We start from the raw sequence: 17557 nt of genomic DNA on the forward strand, positions 1-17557 counted from the left end.
GTACGTTAAACTTTTGATTGGTAGAGTCTTAAAGTTTTAGTCCATTAAAATATTCAGCATCTCTGTGGCGGCATCGGCTATTTTGGTCCCTGGACCAAAAACGGCAACGGCACCATTTGTCAATAAATGGTCGTAATCTTGCTTTGGGATCACTCCCCCCACGATTACCATAATATCCTCACGCCCATATTTTCTCAATTCCTTTACTACCTCTGGAACCAAGGTCTTGTGTCCTCCGGCCAAGGAAGAAATTCCTAAGATATGCACATCGTTTTCTACGGCTTGTTTGGCTACTTCGGCCGGGGTTTGGAACAATGGTCCTATATCTACATCAAAACCAAGGTCGGCATATCCTGTGGCAACAACTTTGGCTCCACGGTCGTGACCGTCTTGCCCCATTTTTGCAACCATAATACGAGGTCTCCGGCCTTCTTGTTCAGCAAAGCTGTCTGCCAGTTTTCGAGCCTTCTCAAAGCTCGCGTCGTTTTTAATTTCTTTGGAATACACTCCGGTAAAAGATTGAATTTTAGCTCTGTATCGTCCAAATGCACTTTCCATGGCATCGCTAATTTCGCCGAGGGTTGCACGTAATTTGGCTGCTTCTACTGCTAAAGCTAGCAAATTTCCACGGTCCGAATCGTTGTTCATGGCTTTTTTCGATGCAATTCGAATTGCATCGAGCGCTTTTTCTACGGCTTTTGAGTCCCTTTTGTTTCGAATTTCGTCAAGACGTGCCATTTGTTGTTTTCTCACCTTGGCATTGTCCACCTCCAAAATTTGAAGGTCGTCCTCATTTTCCAAGCGGTATTTGTTCACTCCTACAATAACATCTTGTCCACTGTCGATACGAGCTTGTTTTTTGGCTGCGGCCTCTTCAATACGCATTTTTGGGATACCTTTTTCAATGGCTTTTGTCATGCCGCCCAATTTTTCTACTTCTTGGATCAATTCCCATGCGTTTTCTGCAATTTCTTGGGTGAGTTGTTCCACTTTATGGCTCCCGGCCCAAGGGTCAACGGTTTTAGTGATGTGTGTTTCTTGCTGAAGATATATTTGTGTGTTTCGAGCAATCCGTGCAGAAAAATCGGTTGGCAGTGCTATGGCTTCGTCCAAGGCATTTGTGTGAAGACTTTGTGTGCCCCCAAATGCTGCCGCCATGGCTTCGATCGTAGTTCTTGCGACATTGTTGAATGGATCTTGCTCCGTTAAGCTCCAGCCACTGGTCTGACTGTGTGTTCGGAGCATGGATGATTTTGGGTTGGTCGGGTTGAACTGTTCGACCAATTTGGCCCAGAGCATCCTACCTGCCCTCATTTTGGCAATTTCGGAGAAATGATTCATTCCGATCCCCCAGAAAAATGATAGGCGAGGAGCGAACTCATCAATTTTTAGTCCTGCCTTTATCCCGGTTCTAATATATTCTACCCCATCGGCCAAGGTGTAGGCCAATTCCATAGCGGCAGGAGCTCCTGCTTCGTGCATATGGTACCCGGAAATACTGATACTGTTGAATCGAGGCATGTGTTTGCTGGTAAACTCAAAAATATCCGCCACGATCTGCATGGACGGTGAGGGAGGATAAATGTATGTATTCCGAACCATGAATTCTTTCAAAATATCATTTTGGATGGTCCCGGAAAGTTGCTCCATGGCCACTCCTTGCTCCAATCCTGCTACAATGTAAAAGGCCATAATGGGAATTACAGCCCCGTTCATGGTCATGGAAACCGACATTTTATCCAAAGGTATTCCGTTGAACAGGATTTTCATATCCTCGATAGAATCTATGGCAACTCCCGCTTTGCCCACATCGCCAACAACACGATCGTTGTCCGAATCATATCCACGGTGGGTGGGTAGGTCAAAAGCAACTGAAAGGCCTTTTTGTCCTGCCTCTAAATTCCTTCGGTAAAAGGCGTTGCTTTCCTCGGCTGTTGAAAACCCGGCATACTGGCGAATGGTCCATGGTCTGCGCACATACATTGTAGAGTAGGGGCCACGCAAGAAAGGGGCAATGCCCGCGGCAAAATTTTCGTGTCCGTTTTTTTGGGTCTCGACTACGCTCGACCTGACAGATAGTTCCAGATGTTGAAGGTCTTTTCTACTCATCGTTCAATCTTTTTTGTTCGGTGGCTTCGGCCAATCGTTTTTCAATAATGGGCTCGATAATGGTTTTGCGCGCTTTGGTTTTTACAAAGGGATAGAGTTCAAGGTCGTCTTTCATCCTATCTTGCGGGTTCTGGTATTTATTGGTGCCTAGGGAAACGATCTTTCCTGCATCAAATAGTTGCTGTTCTTTTTCGGCACTCTCCTTTATTTTTTGTTGGATGTTGCCCTTTTTTAAGTTTTCCAAAAAACCTCCGGATTTTTCAACCTGTTTAAAAAGTGAAAGAGCCTTTTTCGCCAATTGATGAGTTACCGATTCTATATAATAGGCACCGTCCGTGAATGGGGCTGCATCGGAGAAATACCCTTCTTCTTTTAAAAGTAGCAATTGGTTGCGGGCTATGCGTTCTCCAAATGCATTGTCCTTATGGTATATGGCATCGTATGCCGAATTGGAAACCGTGTCGGCACCCCCCAAAACGGCGGACATGCTTTCGGATGTGGTCCGTAGCATGTTTACGTTGTAATCGTAGAGTGTTTTATTACGTTTGGAGGGTTGGGCCATAATATGGCACTCACCGGAAATTCCATATTCCGAAGCCAAGGAGTTCCAAAGCCACCGAAGTGCTTTTATTTTGGCTATTTCAAAAAAATAATTACTGCCCACCGCAACTTTAAATGTAATGGGGAGATGTGCCTCGATTTTTTTGGAATTGATAAAATGGTCGAGGTATTCGTTGGCATGGGCCAAGCCGTAGGCCAATTGCTGGACCATATTTGCTCCAGCATTTTGATAAAGCGATAGATCTACTCCTATTAAGGAGATGTCCGAAGTGCCCAATGACACCAATTCGGTAAAAATATCGTGGTCTTTTTCCAAATTGTAGAACCAGTTGCCTTCTTTGGCCAAATTGCCGATAATGTCTATGTTCAGATAAGCCTTAGCCTTTTCTTTAGATAGGAGAGAGACTAGCTTTTTTGTAGGTTCCAGGGCTAAAAACTCGAAATTGAAATAAAGTACCACTCCGGTCTTGTCGATGCCCGATAGCAATTTTTCAAAATCGATGGATTCCTCTGGTATGGTAAATACAAGGCTCTCCACTCCTTTTTTCAAAATTTCCAGAGCTTTGGAATTGGCTTTGATAGGGTCTGCGACATAAATGGCTTGCCCAATGTGCCATTTGTGGTCGCTGGGCATCGAATAGGAGTGAATGTCCTTTAGATCATCTTGGTTGTAAAATGGTTTTACATTGATGCCTTCCAAAGATTCCCAGACCAATGCTTCGTTGTAGTCTGCGCCTTTAAGGTCTACCTGTATTTTTTGTTTCCATTCTTTGGTGGAGACTTCGGGAAATTCTTGAAATAAGTTAGTGTCGCTCATTTTTGTTTAGTCTTTAAGCTGTCTTCATATTCGATAAGGAATATTTCTTCGTTGTCCTTTTTCATAAAATATTTTTCTCGGGCCAACTTCTCCAATTCTTTATCGTCGGACATTTTTTTTAAGATTTCCTTGTCCTTCTCAATTTCAGTTTCCAGAAATTCTTTTTCTTTTTCGAGCTTGTCTATTTCATTTTCCAGCTCCAAATGGATCAACAAGGAATTGGTATCAAAAAAGGCCATCCAGATCACGAATATGGTCAATACCAAAATATAGGTATTGGTCATAATTTTGAACCACTTCTTTTTTTTCAATTCCTTTAACCCCATACCTATACAAGTTTATTGTTGATTATGGTTCTAACAATATCCACGGCTACGGTATTATAGTGATTGTTCGGGATAATTATGTCCGCAAACTCCTTGGATGGTTCAATAAATTGAAGGTGCATGGGTTTAACAGCGGTTTGGTACCTTGTTAGAACCTTGTCCAAATCATGTCCCCGTTCGCGGGTGTCCCTTTGTAGCCGCCTGATCAAACGTTCATCCGAATCGGCATGCACATAGATTTTAATGTCGAACATTTCCCTTAATTTGGGGTTGCTCAGAACTAAAATACCTTCCACGATCATAACTTTGCGGGGGTGTGTGGTAATGGTTTCCTTCATCCTGGTTTCTTCCACGAACGAATAAATGGGGGTTTCTATGGACTTACCCTGTCTTAATAGTTCTATGTGCTCGATCAGCAGATCAAAATCTATGGAGTTGGGGTGGTCAAAATTTACCTTCGCTCTTTCTTCTTTGCTTAAATGGGAAAGATCGTTATAATAGGAATCTTGGGATATTATACCCACTTCATCTTGGGGCAATTGCTCCACGATCTGGTTTACAACCGTTGTTTTTCCGCACCCTGTGCCCCCTGCTATCCCTAAGATCAACATAGTTTAAAATTTGTCGTCAAAAATAAACAAATGATTTTGTTCCCAACTATCCCAGTATACTGCATAATTAATGATTACAATAAAAACAATTAATGATGATTGTCATAATTTATCCTGCTTATTAGGTATAGCTTTACATGGTTTTTTATTCATTAACCTTTATATTTATCAAGCTAACCAATGGAAACCTTTTTTATGGACAATATATACTCTGTTAAAGTAGGGGATGGCTTCGACTTTAAACTCTCCACCGACACTATATCTTCGTTAGATCTGATCAAAACCGGTAACGGCACCTTTCATTTATTAAAGGAGGGTAGGTCGTACCATGTAAAGATCTTGGAGACCGATTTTAACAATGGCGTTTATACCATTAGTGTCGATGGAAGCGAACATCGGGCCACCATACAAACTCCTCTGGACGAACTCATAGAAAAAATGGGCTTTGCCACCAATGGCGGTAAAAACATAGACTCCATTGCTGCCCCCATGCCGGGACTGATTTTGGATATTTTGGTGAAGGAAGGCCAAGAAGTATCCGAAGAGGACCAATTGGTAATTTTGGAAGCCATGAAAATGGAAAATATAATTACCTCACCACGTAATGGTGTGATAAAAAAAATTGGCGTGTCGCAAGGTGATGCCGTTGAAAAGAAACAATTGTTGATAGAATTTCAATAAAACATCATGAGAAAAATATTAGTGGCCAATCGTGGCGAAATTGCAGTTCGTGTAATGAGGACCGCAAAAAAAATGGGCATAAAGACCGTAGCTGTTTTCTCGGAAGTAGATCGCAATGCACCGCATGTCCAATTTGCGGATGAGGCGGTTTGTATTGGTGAGGCACCATCCAACCAATCGTATTTACGAGGTGACAAAATAATTGAGGTGGCCAAGAGCCTGAATGTGGATGGTATTCATCCGGGATACGGGTTTTTAAGCGAGAATGCCGATTTTGCCGAAGCTGTTGAAAAAAGCGGCATCACGTTTATTGGGCCAAAATCCAAGGCCATTCGAATAATGGGAAGCAAATTGGCTGCCAAGGAAGCGGTAAAGGCTTACGATATTCCTATGGTCCCCGGTATAGACGAAGCAATTTCCGATGTGGCGAAGGCCCACGACATAGCCAATGAAGTAGGTTACCCTGTGTTGATCAAGGCCTCTGCTGGTGGTGGAGGAAAGGGAATGCGAATCGTTGAAAAAGAAGAAGATCTCGAATCCGGAATGCAACGTGCCATTAGTGAGGCTACTTCGGCCTTTGGAGATGGTTCCGTTTTTGTGGAAAAGTATGTTACATCTCCCCGGCATATCGAGGTTCAGGTTATGGCCGATACCCACGGAAACGTACTTCATTTTTTTGAAAGGGAATGTAGCGTGCAACGTCGCCACCAAAAAGTGGTCGAAGAGGCACCATCGGCCATTCTAACTCCTGAACTGCGAGAAGAAATGGGGATTGCAGCTTGTAAAGTGGCAAAATCATGCGATTATATTGGGGCTGGCACAGTGGAGTTTTTAATGGACGCCGACCACAATTTTTACTTTCTGGAAATGAATACCCGTTTGCAAGTGGAGCACCCGGTCACCGAAATAATATCCGGAGTGGATTTGGTTGAGCTACAAATAAAAGTGGCCCGGGGAGAAGAACTGCCTATGAAACAGGAAGACTTGAAAATTCAAGGGCATGCAGTGGAATTACGGGTATATGCGGAAGATCCCTTAAACGATTTTCTCCCTAGTGTAGGAAACTTGGAGACCTATCAATTGCCAGTGGGCGATGGCATTCGGGTGGACAATGGATTTAGGGAGGGCATGGACATACCTATTTACTATGACCCTATGTTATCCAAGCTCATTACTTATGGTAAAACTAGGGAAGAAGCCATTGAACTTATGCTCGAAGCAATTCAGAATTACAAAGTTAAAGGAGTGCAGACGACATTGCCCTTTGGAAGTTTTGTTTTTGCCCACGAAGCATTCCGATCAGGGAATTTTGATACCCATTTTGTAAAGAATTATTATTCTCCAGAGAAAATAAAGGATCAAATGGGCAACGAGGCCGAGATTGCCGCAATGGTTGCACTGCATCAATATCTGGAAGATAAAAAAATAGTACGATTACCTTCAAACTGAATCCTATGGATCCCAAAATAAAAGCATTACAAGAAAAAATTGCCGAAGCCCATTTAGGGGGTGGCGAAAAACGGATTGAAAAACAACATCAAAAGAAAAAGCTTACCGCCCGAGAACGAATCCTTTATTTTTTAGACGAAGGTTCCTTTGAAGAAATGGGAATTTTGGTGACCCACCGTACCACCGATTTTGGTATGGACAAGGAAATGTATTACGGGGACGGTGTTGTAACCGGGTATGGAACGGTAAACGGAAGATTGGTTTATGTGTATGCACAGGACTTTACTGTTTTTGGTGGCGCATTGTCGGAAACACACGCCGAAAAAATATGTAAGATCATGGACCTGGCCATGAAGGTAGGCGCTCCAATTATTGGTTTAAATGATTCGGGAGGTGCTAGAATACAAGAGGGGGTTCGGTCCTTGGGAGGTTATGCCGATATTTTTTACCGAAATGTGCAGGCATCCGGCGTAATTCCTCAAATTTCCGCTATCATGGGGCCTTGTGCAGGCGGTGCAGTGTATTCCCCCGCCATGACGGATTTTATTATAATGGTAGAGGAAACCAGTTATATGTTCGTAACGGGACCCAATGTGGTAAAAACGGTAACCAACGAAACCGTTACATCCGAGGAATTGGGCGGGGCAAGTACCCACGCGGTAAAATCGGGAGTGGCCCACAAAACCTCTACCAACGATGCAGCTTGTTTGGACGATATCCGAAAATTATTGGATTATCTTCCTCAAAACAATAAAGAAACCACGCCATTATTGCCCTACGAACTTGGGGATGAAACCAGAGAGGAGCTAATGGGGATCGTACCCGATAATCCCAACAAACCTTACGATATGCACGATGTGATCAATGGGATCATCGACGCAGACTCGTTTTACGAGATTCATAAGGATTATGCGGAAAACATAATTACCGGTTTTGCCCGGTTGGGTGGAAGAAGTATAGGTGTAATTGCCAATCAACCCATGTTCTTGGCCGGGGTACTTGGTGTAAAGAGTTCCAGGAAAGCGGCACGATTTACGAGATTCTGTGATTCCTTTAATATTCCTTTATTGGTGCTGGTGGACGTTCCCGGATTTTTGCCAGGAACTGATCAGGAATGGAGCGGAATTATAATGCATGGCGCTAAATTACTATATGCCTTAAGTGAAGCAACCGTGCCAAGAGTCACCGTAATTACACGCAAAGCCTATGGCGGTGCTTATGATGTAATGAACTCCAAACACATTGGTGCGGACTTTAACTATGCTTGGCCTTCTGCCGAAATTGCCGTAATGGGTGCGAAAGGTGCCAGTGAGATTATCTTTAGGCGTGAAATTGCAGCAGCCGAAGATCCAGAAGCCAAACTGAAGGAAAAGGAAACCGAATATGCCGACAAGTTCGCTAACCCTTACAGGGCGGCCAAACGCGGTTTTATTGATGAGGTAATCTTACCAAAGGATACCCGAAGTAAATTGTTGAAAACGTTTGCCATGTTGGAAAAAAAAGAAGTGCAGACCCCTTGGAAGAAGCACGGCAACATTCCGTTGTAGGTTAGTCCGGATTTAAGAGGTTTCAACTTTAAGGTTGGAAAATAATAATATTGAAGTAGTTATAAAGTGAATTGTTGGGTAGATTGATTTTTTACATCGAATCCTGAGCGAAACCGAGAGAAAATTCCAAGGATTGATTTTACTTATTTTTAACTACAACGTTATAAGTGTTTCCATAACATTAAACCTTTCTTAAAAGCTTTAGCGATCCATTGGGTATCACTAATTTTGCCGGATGCAAAAACAAAATCAAAAACCCAATTTTGAGTTTGTGGCCATGATGGCTGCTTTAATGTCCATCGTGGCCTTGGCCATAGATGCCATTTTGCCTGCCATTTCCAATATCGGAGAAGCTATTAATAGTACCGACCCAACGGATAACCAGTTATTGGTCACCATGATTTTCTTGGGTCTTGGTCTGGGACAATTATTCTTTGGCCCCATATCCGATAGTTTTGGGAGAAAACCGGTGGTTTATGTTGGTTTCGTAATATTTTTAGTGGCAAGTATTATTTGTTTATATGCGCCCTCGTTGGAAATTATGGTGGTCGGAAGAATTTTACAGGGTATTGGACTTTCCGCTCCAAGAACCATTTCCATCTCCATTATTCGGGATACCTACGAAGGAGACTACATGGCAAAAATTATGTCTTTTGTGGTTGCCTTCTTTATTCTGGTACCGGTCGTGGCTCCTGCCATTGGTAAGCTTATCTTGGACGCTGCCGGGTGGAAGGCCATCTTCTATGTTCAATTGGTATTTGTACTTATTGTTGCTATTTGGTTTTGGAAACGTCAAAAGGAAACTTTACATCCACAATATAAAATACCGTTCACTAAGCATGTGTTTATCGATGGTGTTCGCGAATTTATCAAACATAGGGAAACGGTTGCTTTTACATTGACATCGGGACTGGTGACCGGAGCATTTTTGGTGTATTTAAGTTCTGCCCAGCATATTTTTGAAGATCAATACGCACTCAAGGAAATGTTTCCATACATTTTTGCAGGATTGGCCATTTCCATAGGTCTTTCAACTTTTTTAAACGGAACTCTGGTTATGCGTTTTGGAATGCGGAAACTTTCGCTTATGGCCACTATAGCCTTTTGTGTTATTGCCATTTTGTATTCCATTTTGTTTTTGAACTCACCAAATCCCAGCATTTATATTTTGGTAGGGTTTCTTTCCATCCAGTTTTTCTGTCTTGGGTTTATGTGGGGAAATTTCCGATCCATTGCCATGGAGCCTATCGGTCACATTGCTGGTATCGGTGCTGCTATTAACGGATTTGTATCCACTCTACTGTCCATACCTATAGCCACTTTTATCGGTGAATTCGTAAAAGACACGGTTTGGCCTTTATTTGCCGGTCTGGCCATTTGCGGATTGTGCGCATTGACCATTTTTCTTTGGGTGAACAAACCTAAAAGAAAAAGGGTAGCTACGACTTAAACCTTTGTGGGCATGAATATTTCACCACTGCAAGAATCCTCCGTTGCACCGGTAACTGACTTTAATACGTTTATTTTACCTTCTAGCCGTAAAACGCCCATTAAAGCAAAAACCAAGGCTTCCTTATAAGCGATCAAAGTTTTGCTCGGTACAACAACTTGGATTTCCCTGCCCAACTTTTCTTGAAGCGTTTCGATAAAGAAAGAGTTAAGTGCACCCCCTCCCGTAGCAAATAATTTGATGTCAGTTTCGCTACTGTTCTTGTGCTGATGTACTGCATTTGCGATTTGTTCGCAATTATGGTGGATGAATGTGTGCAACAGGTCTTTATTGGAAGCTTTTGAGCTTTCTATTATTGGTAGAATCTCGGAGGAAAACCATTCAAAGCCCGTGGATTTGGGATTGGGCAGTTGGTAGTACTCCAAGTTGTTCAGTTTGTCCAGCATGGGCCGGTCCAGTTTTCCAGAACGTGCCAATTTTCCATCTTCATCATAGGCCATACCCATTTTATGGGTAATAAAGTTCAAGGGCATATTGGCCAAACCAATATCATAGGCTATACGTTTACCGTCCTTTTTAAAAGAAATATTGCTGATGCCGCCCAAATTCAGACAAAAGTCATACTCATGGAACAAAAGCTCATCACCAATGGGTACCAAGGGAGCTCCTTGTCCCTTTAGTGCCACATCTTTGGTTCTAAAGTCGCACACTACCTTTTTTCCGGAAGTGTTGGCCAATAGTTGACCATCTCCAAGTTGAAACGTAATCCCTTCTTCCGGTCTGTGATGGGAAGTATGTCCATGACTTGCAATAAAATCCACATCTCTTTTCAAGTTTTCTATAAACTCCTTGGTCTTTTGCCCTAAAAAAATTCCATAATCTTTGTGCAATTGATCGTGGTCTTCTTCGGAAAGATGGATGGCGTTTTTAAGATTTTCCCGCATTTTGTCGGAATAATCTATTTCTGCGGTTTCTTTAATGGAAAAATTCCATTTTCCGGCCTCTTCCCAAATATGACAATAGGCAATATCGAGACCGTCCAAAGAAGTACCGGACATTAGTCCCAAGACTTTATACGTGTTCATATCTTACTTATTTTTATGATTAAAGAAATCGGCTTGTGTTCATTATTCAAGATTTCTTTAAAACTAAATTTACTCTGCTCAACCATATTTAATACCTCGATCCAATCTTCCATGGTCCGAGCATACCAAGAATGTCCGTCGGTAAAGTTGCCCGGCAGGCCTTTCCAAGAATCGGAGAGCCATTGACTTTGATATGGTAGACCGTTTTCAATCAAAAAATAGGGGTGCAAAGTCTGAATCACAATGGTGCCGTTTGCTTTTAATTGCTTTAAAGTATTGGAAAACAATTCTTGTGTTCCATCTTTTAGATACAGGCAAAAATTGAAGACTGCAACATCAAAAGGTGCATTTGGAATTGCTTTTCCGTCAATAATATCCTCAAAAGTGAACACTTCAAAAGATTGGTCACCTTGTTTTTTTGCTTGCTCGATTAAGCCTGGTATTGCATCTACTCCTGTAGTTTTCCAACCCAAGGTGTGCATTTCCCGCGATAACCAACCTTCTCCGCAGCCAATGTCCGCCAAGGAGTCACCATCCAAAGATTTTAGTGTGTCGAGAATGGCCGTATTTGTATATTTTCTTGATGGAATGGCGTTGTTTTGAATAATTTTCACCCATTCTTCGGCATTTTTATGCCAAGATTTTTTGATTTCATCACTCATAGCTGGAATGTTTTCAATTGAATGGGAAGCGATCCTTTAGCTTCTATTTTTCCTAAAAAGTGTTCAACGGCAACTTCTTGGAATTCTGGAAAATCCTGATAGATCAATGCTACATTGGAATTCGCTGCCAATTGTAAAATATCGAGCACGTAAGGGTTGCCAAAAAGGTAGATCAAGATGTTTTTTTCTTGAATCAGTCTATGGATCAACGCCAATGTCTTCTTATCAAACCCAAAAAAATCTTTAGGTTTTACAGCGGGTGGAAATATACTCAGCAAGGCATTTTTTTTATCCGATGCCAATGCAGTATCCAAATCTATGGCTTGTATTCCCGAATGTGCCGCTATCTGTTCCGCAAAGTGGTTCCTTTTTCCAGAACTTATAGAAACATTCAAGAAGTTGGAGGATTTGATTTTTTCTGCCAGGAGCGGATTGCCATAAAGCTCCGTAATGGTATTTTGGGCGATTTCTTTGTTTAATTGGACAGTATCCCCATTTGAAGCTTGCACAGCGGTATTTGGGGCGAAAACTTTCTGTTTTAATGCCCAAACCCTTTCAAAACTTTGTTCTATTTGTTTTTTAGTTGAATTATTTATGATTCTTGTAATGCCTTCCGCCACATTTTCGGTAAAGCATAGTACATCCATACCAGCAGAAAACGCAGCCGCTTCCAACGCCCCTTTTTCAACGAACTTTTTGGATACGGCATGCATATTTAGTGCATCGGAAATTACTACGCCATTAAAACCCAACTCTTTTCGGAGTAGCTCGGAAATAATCTTTGATGATGTAGTGGATGGGTGATCGGGATCTATCTGTGGCAAGAGCAAATGCCCGACCATAACGGAGTCGACCCCTTTATCTATCAGTTTTTTAAAAGGATATAGTTCATTCTTCAATAGGTCATCCAAGGGTTTATCGATAACAGGCAGTCCCAAATGGGAGTCGGTGGCCGTATCGCCATGCCCGGGAAAGTGTTTAATGGAGTTAAGAGTCCCACTTTCCGACATTCCCTTTAGAAATGCTTCTGCCTTGGAGAGTACACTATCCCTATCGTCCCCGAAAGACCGATACCCAATAACAGGATTTTCCGGATTGTTGTTGATATCGACCACGGGGGCCAAATTCCATTGGATGCCCGCATGTTTACAATCTTTCCCGATGGCTTCTCCCACTTTATAAATAAGTTCGTTGTTATTGTTCAGGGCGCCCAATGTGATCGCATAAGGAAATTGTGGTGTGTTCTCGATGCGCATGGCAAGTCCCCATTCAGCATCGATGGCTATGATGAGCGGAATTTGAGCGGCTTTTTGGTATCGGTCTATAAGCTCCAATAGCCGATCATAGCTTTTTTCGTTGTGCACCACTTTTTTCTTGCCTTCGAAGTTGGTTGCGGCACTGGCCCTGCTGTGGAAAAAACAAATGGATCCTACATGGTGATCCTTGATCAATTTTTCCATTTTTTGAACCTCTTCTTCGGTATCGTTGATGAATACGGCAGGCATAAATAATTGCCCTACCTTCTGTTGTAAAGAAAGTTGTTCAGAGGTAAGTGTGTATGTTCTATGGGTATCAATCATTTGAATCGGTAGTTTTTTTGCCGTAATCGGCAGGGTATTTTAAATAACGAAGCACAATAAAAGCCGGCAAGGCGGCAATTACCACCCATATAAAGAAGCCATCATAACCCAACCATTCTTGTATGTAGCCGCTTAGCATTCCGGGCAGCATCATTCCAAGAGCCATAAAACCGGTCGCAATGGCATAGTGCGATGTTTTCGACGCTCCTTCTGCCACATAGATGAGGTACATCATAAATGCTGCAAAACCGAAACCATAACCAAATTGTTCTATGATAACGGTGCCCACCACTGCGTAAATACTGGTCGTTTGTGTTACTGCCAACAGTGCATACAGCGCGTTGGGCAAATTTAGTGCGAGCAGCATGGGAAGCATCCATTTTTTTAGGCCATCCCGAGATATTAAAATACCGCCCAAAATGCCACCAAGTGATAGCATAATTACGCCTACGGTGCCATAAATGGTGCCCACGGCTTCGGTGGAATAGTCTAACCCACCCATTTCCAGTCCGTCCAGTAAAAAGGGAGAAGCCATCTTAACTAATTGGGATTCCCCCAAGCGATAGGTTAGGATAAACAGCAATGCTACCCCGATTTGATGTTTTCTAAAAAAGGTGGCGAATACTTCGAAAAATCCAGCAGGTTTTTCATCCGATCGCGAGACAGGCTCTTCAAATTTTGGTGCGGTAAAAAAGTTGGATATGGTCAAAGCGATCATTAAAACAGCAGCGCAGATCATTGTAATGGACCATGCTTTGGTATTGTCCCCGTATTTATTTTCCAGAAAACCGGCAAAGATTACCAAAAGCCCTTGTCCGGTAACCATGGCCAAACGGTAAAAAGTGCTGCGAAGTCCTATAAAAAAAGATTGTTTTTTCTGTGTAAGGCCGATCATATAATACCCATCGGAGGCAATGTCGTTTGTGGCCGATGCAAAAGCAGCCATCCAGAAAAACGCTAAGGTGATAATAAAGAACGAGTTGGACGGTAGAAAAAGTCCGATTCCCAAAAATGCCAACGAAATAATCAATTGCATGGCCAAGAACCACTTTCGTTTGGTACCGTTAATGTCCACCAAGGGGCTCCATAATGGTTTTATTACCCATGGTAGATATAACCAACTTGTGTACAGGCCGATTTCTGCATTTCCAATGCCCAATCGTTTGTACATGATTACTGAAACGGTTACCACGAGAATGTATGGGATTCCCTGAGTGAAGTATAAAAAAGGAATCCATAACCAAGCGTTTTTATCTTTTGGAGCTACATTCATTTGGGCTGTTTTAATAGATTTTGATAAATACTTTTTTCCGACTTTTCTATGATCTTGGCGCCTACGGCCTGTTCATAATAGCCAGCAGGGCCGACCCCTCCAATAATTGCATAGGTGTATCCCATATTTTTGAGGGCCATAAGTGCCTTTATCAGTAATATTTTACCAATGCCTTTACCTCTTTGGTCGGTTAGGACACCGGTAGGGCCAAAAAAATTCTTGGCGGTACTTTCAAAACAAGCGAAACCTAAAATTTCCTGTCCACGCTGAGCAATAAAGCAGTTTACGGGCTTGGAGGCAAAGGCAACTTCTGTTTCGTCCGCCCAATTTTTGCTGAAATGCTTCTTTGTCCAATCCACAACAATACTTTTTTCCGGACTAATGGGCCTTTTGAATATTATGCCGTGATTTTCGAAGAGGTTTTTTTCCGCCTCAGAAATGTCGGGAAGGTCCAAAAGTCGAACAAGCATATCGTGCATGAGTGGTCTATTTTAAATTTAGTGGCTGCACAGCGCTTTCGTTACCGTATGCATCACTTATGTTGATTACTAAATCTTTTCGTAGATGTTTTTTTGTAATATTGAATTGATAACACCCTTCTACATCACTTTCGGAAAGGTATTCTTTTCCAATGAGTTCTGTTTTGCCTTGTTTTACAACGTAAAGGTTTATAAAACGAGGAACATTATCCGTATGGGAAACACATAGATCAATGATTGTATTGCTGACTTCGACTGATTTGATAGCGGGAAGTTGAACTACACGCACTACACGATTTAATGGCCCTGGATTTTTTGCGGGCAGATTGTAAAATTTCTTTTGGAGTTTTTTGTTGACCTTTTCGTGCTGACCGATCAAGGATTTTGCGCTGAAAAAGATATTACCGTCAATGTTATCTAAATCCCGGGCAAAATGCAACTGCTTGGGAATTTCATTGTTTTTCTTCCAAGCCTTGTCTGCATTATTTTTGATTTTGTACGTGCCATTGCCCACGTATAGATTGGTGTTGGGTGTGTTTTTGGCCCACCAAGATGTGATAATCTTATGTGATGCCACGGGGTAATCCATGCTCCAATACACTTGGGGCGCTAAATAATCCAGCCAACCTTCTTGAACCCAAAGTACGGGGTCGGCATATAGGTCTTCATAGGTGGTTTGTCCGGCTTTGGTATCGGAGCCCAAAGGGTCGGTACTTTTGTTTTTCCAAACGCCAAATGGACTAATGCCGAACTGTACCCAAGGTTTATGTTTTTTGATGGTTTTGTGCACATCCTTCACCAAGGAATCCACATTGCTTCTTCTCCAATCTTCCAAAGACTGGCCCGGCAATCCATATTTTTTATAGCTTTTGGTATCATCAAAAGTTTCCCCTTCAACTTTGTAGGGGTAGAAATAATCATCAAAATGAATGGCATCTATTTCATAATTGGTGACCAGTTCTTCAATGATTCGATTGAATTTTTCCCGTACCGCTGGCAGTCCGGGGTTGTAGTAATATTTTTTTCCGTATTTGATGATCCAATCGGGATGTTGGAAAAAGTCGTGCTTTTGTGAGAGCTGGGTGGTGTCCAAGCTAACTGTAGCTCTGTACGGATTGAGCCAAGCATGAAATTCCATACCTCGTTTGTGTGTTTCTTCGATCATCCATTTTAGAGGTTCATCGAACTCTTTTTGGGCCTCTCCTTCCTTACCGGTCAGATACCTGGACCACGGTGCTAAATCGGTAGGGTAGAGGGCATCTCCTGCGGTCCTAACTTGAACAATGGACGCGTTGAAGTTCATATTTTGGTAGAAGTCCAGGATGTCGATAAAATCATCTTTCTTTTTTTTGACGGGATCATCGGGACTTTTGGGCCAGTCTATGTTGGCCACAGTGGCAACCCAAACACCTCTAAATTCTTCTTTTGGGGCTTTGGTGGTAGCACAGGAAAGAAAAATAAAAACTGGGATTATGTATAGAATTCGAAACATATAAGCGAAAAAAAAGGCCTACGTATGCACTAAATGTAGGCCTTTTTGCAAGATTAAATTAAACAACTAACAACTTAAAACAAAATTGTATCAGATGGCTGGGTCATCTGGTGTATTGGTGTTATTATCTCTTTCCGTGTTAGGGTAAGGATAAAAGTTTCTATTACGTTCTTCGTCAAAATTCTGAACTGTAGGGGTCGGGTCGGGTCTTCCAAATCGTCGGCTATCTTCCAAACTCATTCCTGTTAAGAACAGTTCTGCTCTTCTGTTTTTGTATACCTCGTCCAACAATACGGCAACCGAAGTATCCCCATCATAAGCAGAAACGTTGGCATTTACCCCAAAAACATCATCGGTATCGGTTAGCACTAAATTTAGGGCGGTAACGGCAGCACCTGTATCGGGGGATGATTTTCTAAGATTGGCCTCGGCAATAATCAGGTTCATCTCGTCCGGTAGATAAATTGGAATAGATCCTGTGTCGGCATTAAAGAAACCTGCCAAATCTTCGATCGGGAATTGGTTTTGGTTCAATTCATCCAAAGGAACCATGTAAAAGTCAAATCTGCCGTCACCGTCTTCGAATACAAAACTAGCTGGCAAGCCAAAATTGTCCTGTGGTTTAAAGTTCGGAGCGCTGTTCTGGAAAACCCTGCTCCAAATTGGATTAAGGTTTTGAGTATCGTAGGTAAAAACTGAACTAGAGGTTTGGTCCACTTCGGATGCTGCAGCAATGGCCGCATCGTAGTTGCCCGCAAACAGATTAAATCTGGCCAACATGGCATTTATGGTGTTCTCCAAATCAATATCCCCTCTTAATACCTCTGCTTCGAACTCTGCAGAAATCGGATTTGCGGCTATGGCACTCTTGGCTTCGTTCAACAAGGCGATTGCGGTGTTGTACCCTTCAATTCTTGATATGAAAGGAGGGTTGTCCTCGGAAGTCGCCACAATTACTTGCTCATAGTTCTGAGCCATGGCTCCGATGCTCATGGCGTGAAATAGTTTCGCATTGGCGATCAAACCACTTTTGGTCCCTGCATCGATATCGAGTTCGGCAGCATTTGCTGCAATGTCCTCGGCAATTCCCACTACTCTTAGCATTGTTGTCCACAATCCCACTACATTGGAATTGGTATTAGGGATGTCCCCACCGTCTTCCAGGTCAATCATGTTTTGGAAAGTAGTGGTGATTCCACCTTCTCTTGTAGTAATTGCAGGGGTTTCGATAATATATCGCATACCGGTAGTGGAATACAGTTCCTGCATTCCAATGGTAGTGGCCAAAATCCCTTCCCTGGAAGTGAAAACTTGATCACTTGCAGCGGCATTTGGATTGTCAAAGTCTGTTTCGCACGATGTGATTGCCAATACGGTGGTTAGCAGGAACATCAGCTTATATGTAGAATATCTATAAAATTTCATTGTCAATTTT

General features: G+C 42.4%; 15 protein-coding genes. 4 read left to right on the forward strand and 11 right to left on the reverse strand.

The features are described from left to right. Window positions 1–36 precede the first annotated feature (36 nt). From scpA to udk, 4 genes are read right to left on the reverse strand one after another with little or no spacing between them, the layout of a single operon-like run. Complete coding sequence (gene scpA, locus ACXAFK_RS06655) at window positions 37–2109, reverse strand: methylmalonyl-CoA mutase (RefSeq protein ID WP_474957200.1); 2073 nt, start codon at window positions 2107–2109, stop codon at window positions 37–39. Then, on the reverse strand, window positions 2102–3487 hold the full coding sequence (locus ACXAFK_RS06660) for a methylmalonyl-CoA mutase subunit beta (protein WP_474957201.1): 1386 nt from the start codon (window positions 3485–3487) through the stop codon (window positions 2102–2104). Before ACXAFK_RS06660 ends, scpA begins: the two co-directional genes overlap by 8 nt. Further along, a complete protein-coding gene (locus ACXAFK_RS06665) occupies window positions 3484–3813 on the reverse strand; it encodes an FtsB family cell division protein (protein WP_224835085.1) in 330 nt (109 codons plus the stop codon). Before ACXAFK_RS06665 ends, ACXAFK_RS06660 begins: the two co-directional genes overlap by 4 nt. Window positions 3814–3815: 2 nt before the next feature. Next, window positions 3816–4424: a uridine kinase gene (udk, locus tag ACXAFK_RS06670; protein ID WP_224835084.1), complete on the reverse strand. Its 609-nt coding sequence runs from the start codon at window positions 4422–4424 to the stop codon at window positions 3816–3818. Between the two features lie 180 nt (window positions 4425–4604). On the opposite strand from udk, the gene ACXAFK_RS06675 reads away from it, so the two are divergent. The 4 genes from ACXAFK_RS06675 to ACXAFK_RS06690 all read left to right on the forward strand — a co-directional run bounded on the left by ACXAFK_RS06675 (window position 4605) and on the right by ACXAFK_RS06690 (window position 9551). Beyond that, window positions 4605–5105, forward strand: a complete 501-nt coding sequence (locus tag ACXAFK_RS06675) for an acyl-CoA carboxylase biotin carboxyl carrier protein subunit (RefSeq protein WP_293294451.1) — start codon at window positions 4605–4607, stop codon at window positions 5103–5105. A gap of 6 nt (window positions 5106–5111) precedes the next feature. Then, entirely contained in the window at window positions 5112–6554 is a 1443-nt protein-coding gene (gene accC / locus ACXAFK_RS06680; protein WP_474957202.1) for an acetyl-CoA carboxylase biotin carboxylase subunit, read from the forward strand. 5 nt (window positions 6555–6559) lie between these two features. Next, the gene (locus ACXAFK_RS06685) at window positions 6560–8101 is read left to right on the forward strand and encodes an acyl-CoA carboxylase subunit beta (RefSeq protein ID WP_293294455.1); all 1542 of its coding nucleotides are present in this window, start codon (window positions 6560–6562) and stop codon (window positions 8099–8101) included. A 235-nt stretch (window positions 8102–8336) separates the two neighbouring features. Beyond that, window positions 8337–9551 carry a multidrug effflux MFS transporter gene (locus ACXAFK_RS06690; RefSeq protein WP_224835080.1) on the forward strand — a complete coding sequence of 405 codons (1215 nt, stop codon included), beginning with the start codon at window positions 8337–8339 and terminating at the stop codon, window positions 9549–9551. On the opposite strand, the gene ACXAFK_RS06695 is transcribed toward ACXAFK_RS06690, so the two are convergent. The 7 genes from ACXAFK_RS06695 to ACXAFK_RS06725 all read right to left on the reverse strand — a co-directional run bounded on the left by ACXAFK_RS06695 (window position 9548) and on the right by ACXAFK_RS06725 (window position 17547). Continuing rightward, window positions 9548–10636, reverse strand: a complete 1089-nt coding sequence (locus ACXAFK_RS06695; protein WP_474957203.1) for an anhydro-N-acetylmuramic acid kinase — start codon at window positions 10634–10636, stop codon at window positions 9548–9550. The genes ACXAFK_RS06690 and ACXAFK_RS06695 overlap by 4 nt on opposite strands. Continuing rightward, entirely contained in the window at window positions 10633–11298 is a 666-nt protein-coding gene (locus ACXAFK_RS06700; protein ID WP_474957204.1) for a class I SAM-dependent methyltransferase, read from the reverse strand. Before ACXAFK_RS06700 ends, ACXAFK_RS06695 begins: the two co-directional genes overlap by 4 nt. After that, window positions 11295–12878 (reverse strand): glycoside hydrolase family 3 protein, encoded by a 1584-nt coding sequence (locus ACXAFK_RS06705; RefSeq protein WP_474957205.1) that lies wholly within the window; start codon window positions 12876–12878, stop codon window positions 11295–11297. Before ACXAFK_RS06705 ends, ACXAFK_RS06700 begins: the two co-directional genes overlap by 4 nt. Continuing rightward, complete coding sequence (locus ACXAFK_RS06710; protein ID WP_224835076.1) at window positions 12871–14151, reverse strand: MFS transporter; 1281 nt, start codon at window positions 14149–14151, stop codon at window positions 12871–12873. The genes ACXAFK_RS06705 and ACXAFK_RS06710 overlap by 8 nt, the downstream gene beginning before the upstream one ends. After that, the gene (locus ACXAFK_RS06715; RefSeq protein ID WP_474957206.1) at window positions 14148–14630 is read right to left on the reverse strand and encodes a GNAT family N-acetyltransferase; all 483 of its coding nucleotides are present in this window, start codon (window positions 14628–14630) and stop codon (window positions 14148–14150) included. The genes ACXAFK_RS06710 and ACXAFK_RS06715 overlap by 4 nt, the downstream gene beginning before the upstream one ends. A gap of 7 nt (window positions 14631–14637) precedes the next feature. Next, on the reverse strand, window positions 14638–16122 hold the full coding sequence (locus tag ACXAFK_RS06720; protein ID WP_474957207.1) for a glycoside hydrolase family 10-like protein: 1485 nt from the start codon (window positions 16120–16122) through the stop codon (window positions 14638–14640). Between the two features lie 90 nt (window positions 16123–16212). Continuing rightward, window positions 16213–17547 (reverse strand): RagB/SusD family nutrient uptake outer membrane protein, encoded by a 1335-nt coding sequence (locus tag ACXAFK_RS06725; RefSeq protein WP_252079254.1) that lies wholly within the window; start codon window positions 17545–17547, stop codon window positions 16213–16215. Window positions 17548–17557: the final 10 nt, after the last annotated feature.

This window comes from Flagellimonas sp. ABD4_174 (assembly GCF_056160185.1).

Bases quoted from the DNA above. Each gene is read 5' to 3' on its own strand.
- ACXAFK_RS06675 (WP_293294451.1), top strand. From the start codon at position 4,605: ATGGAAACCTTTTTTATGGACAATATATACTCTGTTAAAGTAGGGGAT.
- ACXAFK_RS06665 (WP_224835085.1), bottom strand. From the start codon at position 3,813: ATGGGGTTAAAGGAATTGAAAAAAAAGAAGTGGTTCAAAATTATGACC.
- udk (WP_224835084.1), bottom strand. From the start codon at position 4,424: ATGTTGATCTTAGGGATAGCAGGGGGCACAGGGTGCGGAAAAACAACG.
- ACXAFK_RS06700 (WP_474957204.1), bottom strand. From the start codon at position 11,298: ATGAGTGATGAAATCAAAAAATCTTGGCATAAAAATGCCGAAGAATGG.
- scpA (WP_474957200.1), bottom strand. From the start codon at position 2,109: ATGAGTAGAAAAGACCTTCAACATCTGGAACTATCTGTCAGGTCGAGC.
- ACXAFK_RS06660 (WP_474957201.1), bottom strand. From the start codon at position 3,487: ATGAGCGACACTAACTTATTTCAAGAATTTCCCGAAGTCTCCACCAAA.
- accC (WP_474957202.1), top strand. From the start codon at position 5,112: ATGAGAAAAATATTAGTGGCCAATCGTGGCGAAATTGCAGTTCGTGTA.
- ACXAFK_RS06720 (WP_474957207.1), bottom strand. From the start codon at position 16,122: ATGTTTCGAATTCTATACATAATCCCAGTTTTTATTTTTCTTTCCTGT.
- ACXAFK_RS06695 (WP_474957203.1), bottom strand. From the start codon at position 10,636: ATGAACACGTATAAAGTCTTGGGACTAATGTCCGGTACTTCTTTGGAC.
- ACXAFK_RS06685 (WP_293294455.1), top strand. From the start codon at position 6,560: ATGGATCCCAAAATAAAAGCATTACAAGAAAAAATTGCCGAAGCCCAT.
- ACXAFK_RS06710 (WP_224835076.1), bottom strand. From the start codon at position 14,151: ATGAATGTAGCTCCAAAAGATAAAAACGCTTGGTTATGGATTCCTTTT.
- ACXAFK_RS06725 (WP_252079254.1), bottom strand. From the start codon at position 17,547: ATGAAATTTTATAGATATTCTACATATAAGCTGATGTTCCTGCTAACC.
- ACXAFK_RS06690 (WP_224835080.1), top strand. From the start codon at position 8,337: ATGCAAAAACAAAATCAAAAACCCAATTTTGAGTTTGTGGCCATGATG.
- ACXAFK_RS06715 (WP_474957206.1), bottom strand. From the start codon at position 14,630: ATGCACGATATGCTTGTTCGACTTTTGGACCTTCCCGACATTTCTGAG.
- ACXAFK_RS06705 (WP_474957205.1), bottom strand. From the start codon at position 12,878: ATGATTGATACCCATAGAACATACACACTTACCTCTGAACAACTTTCT.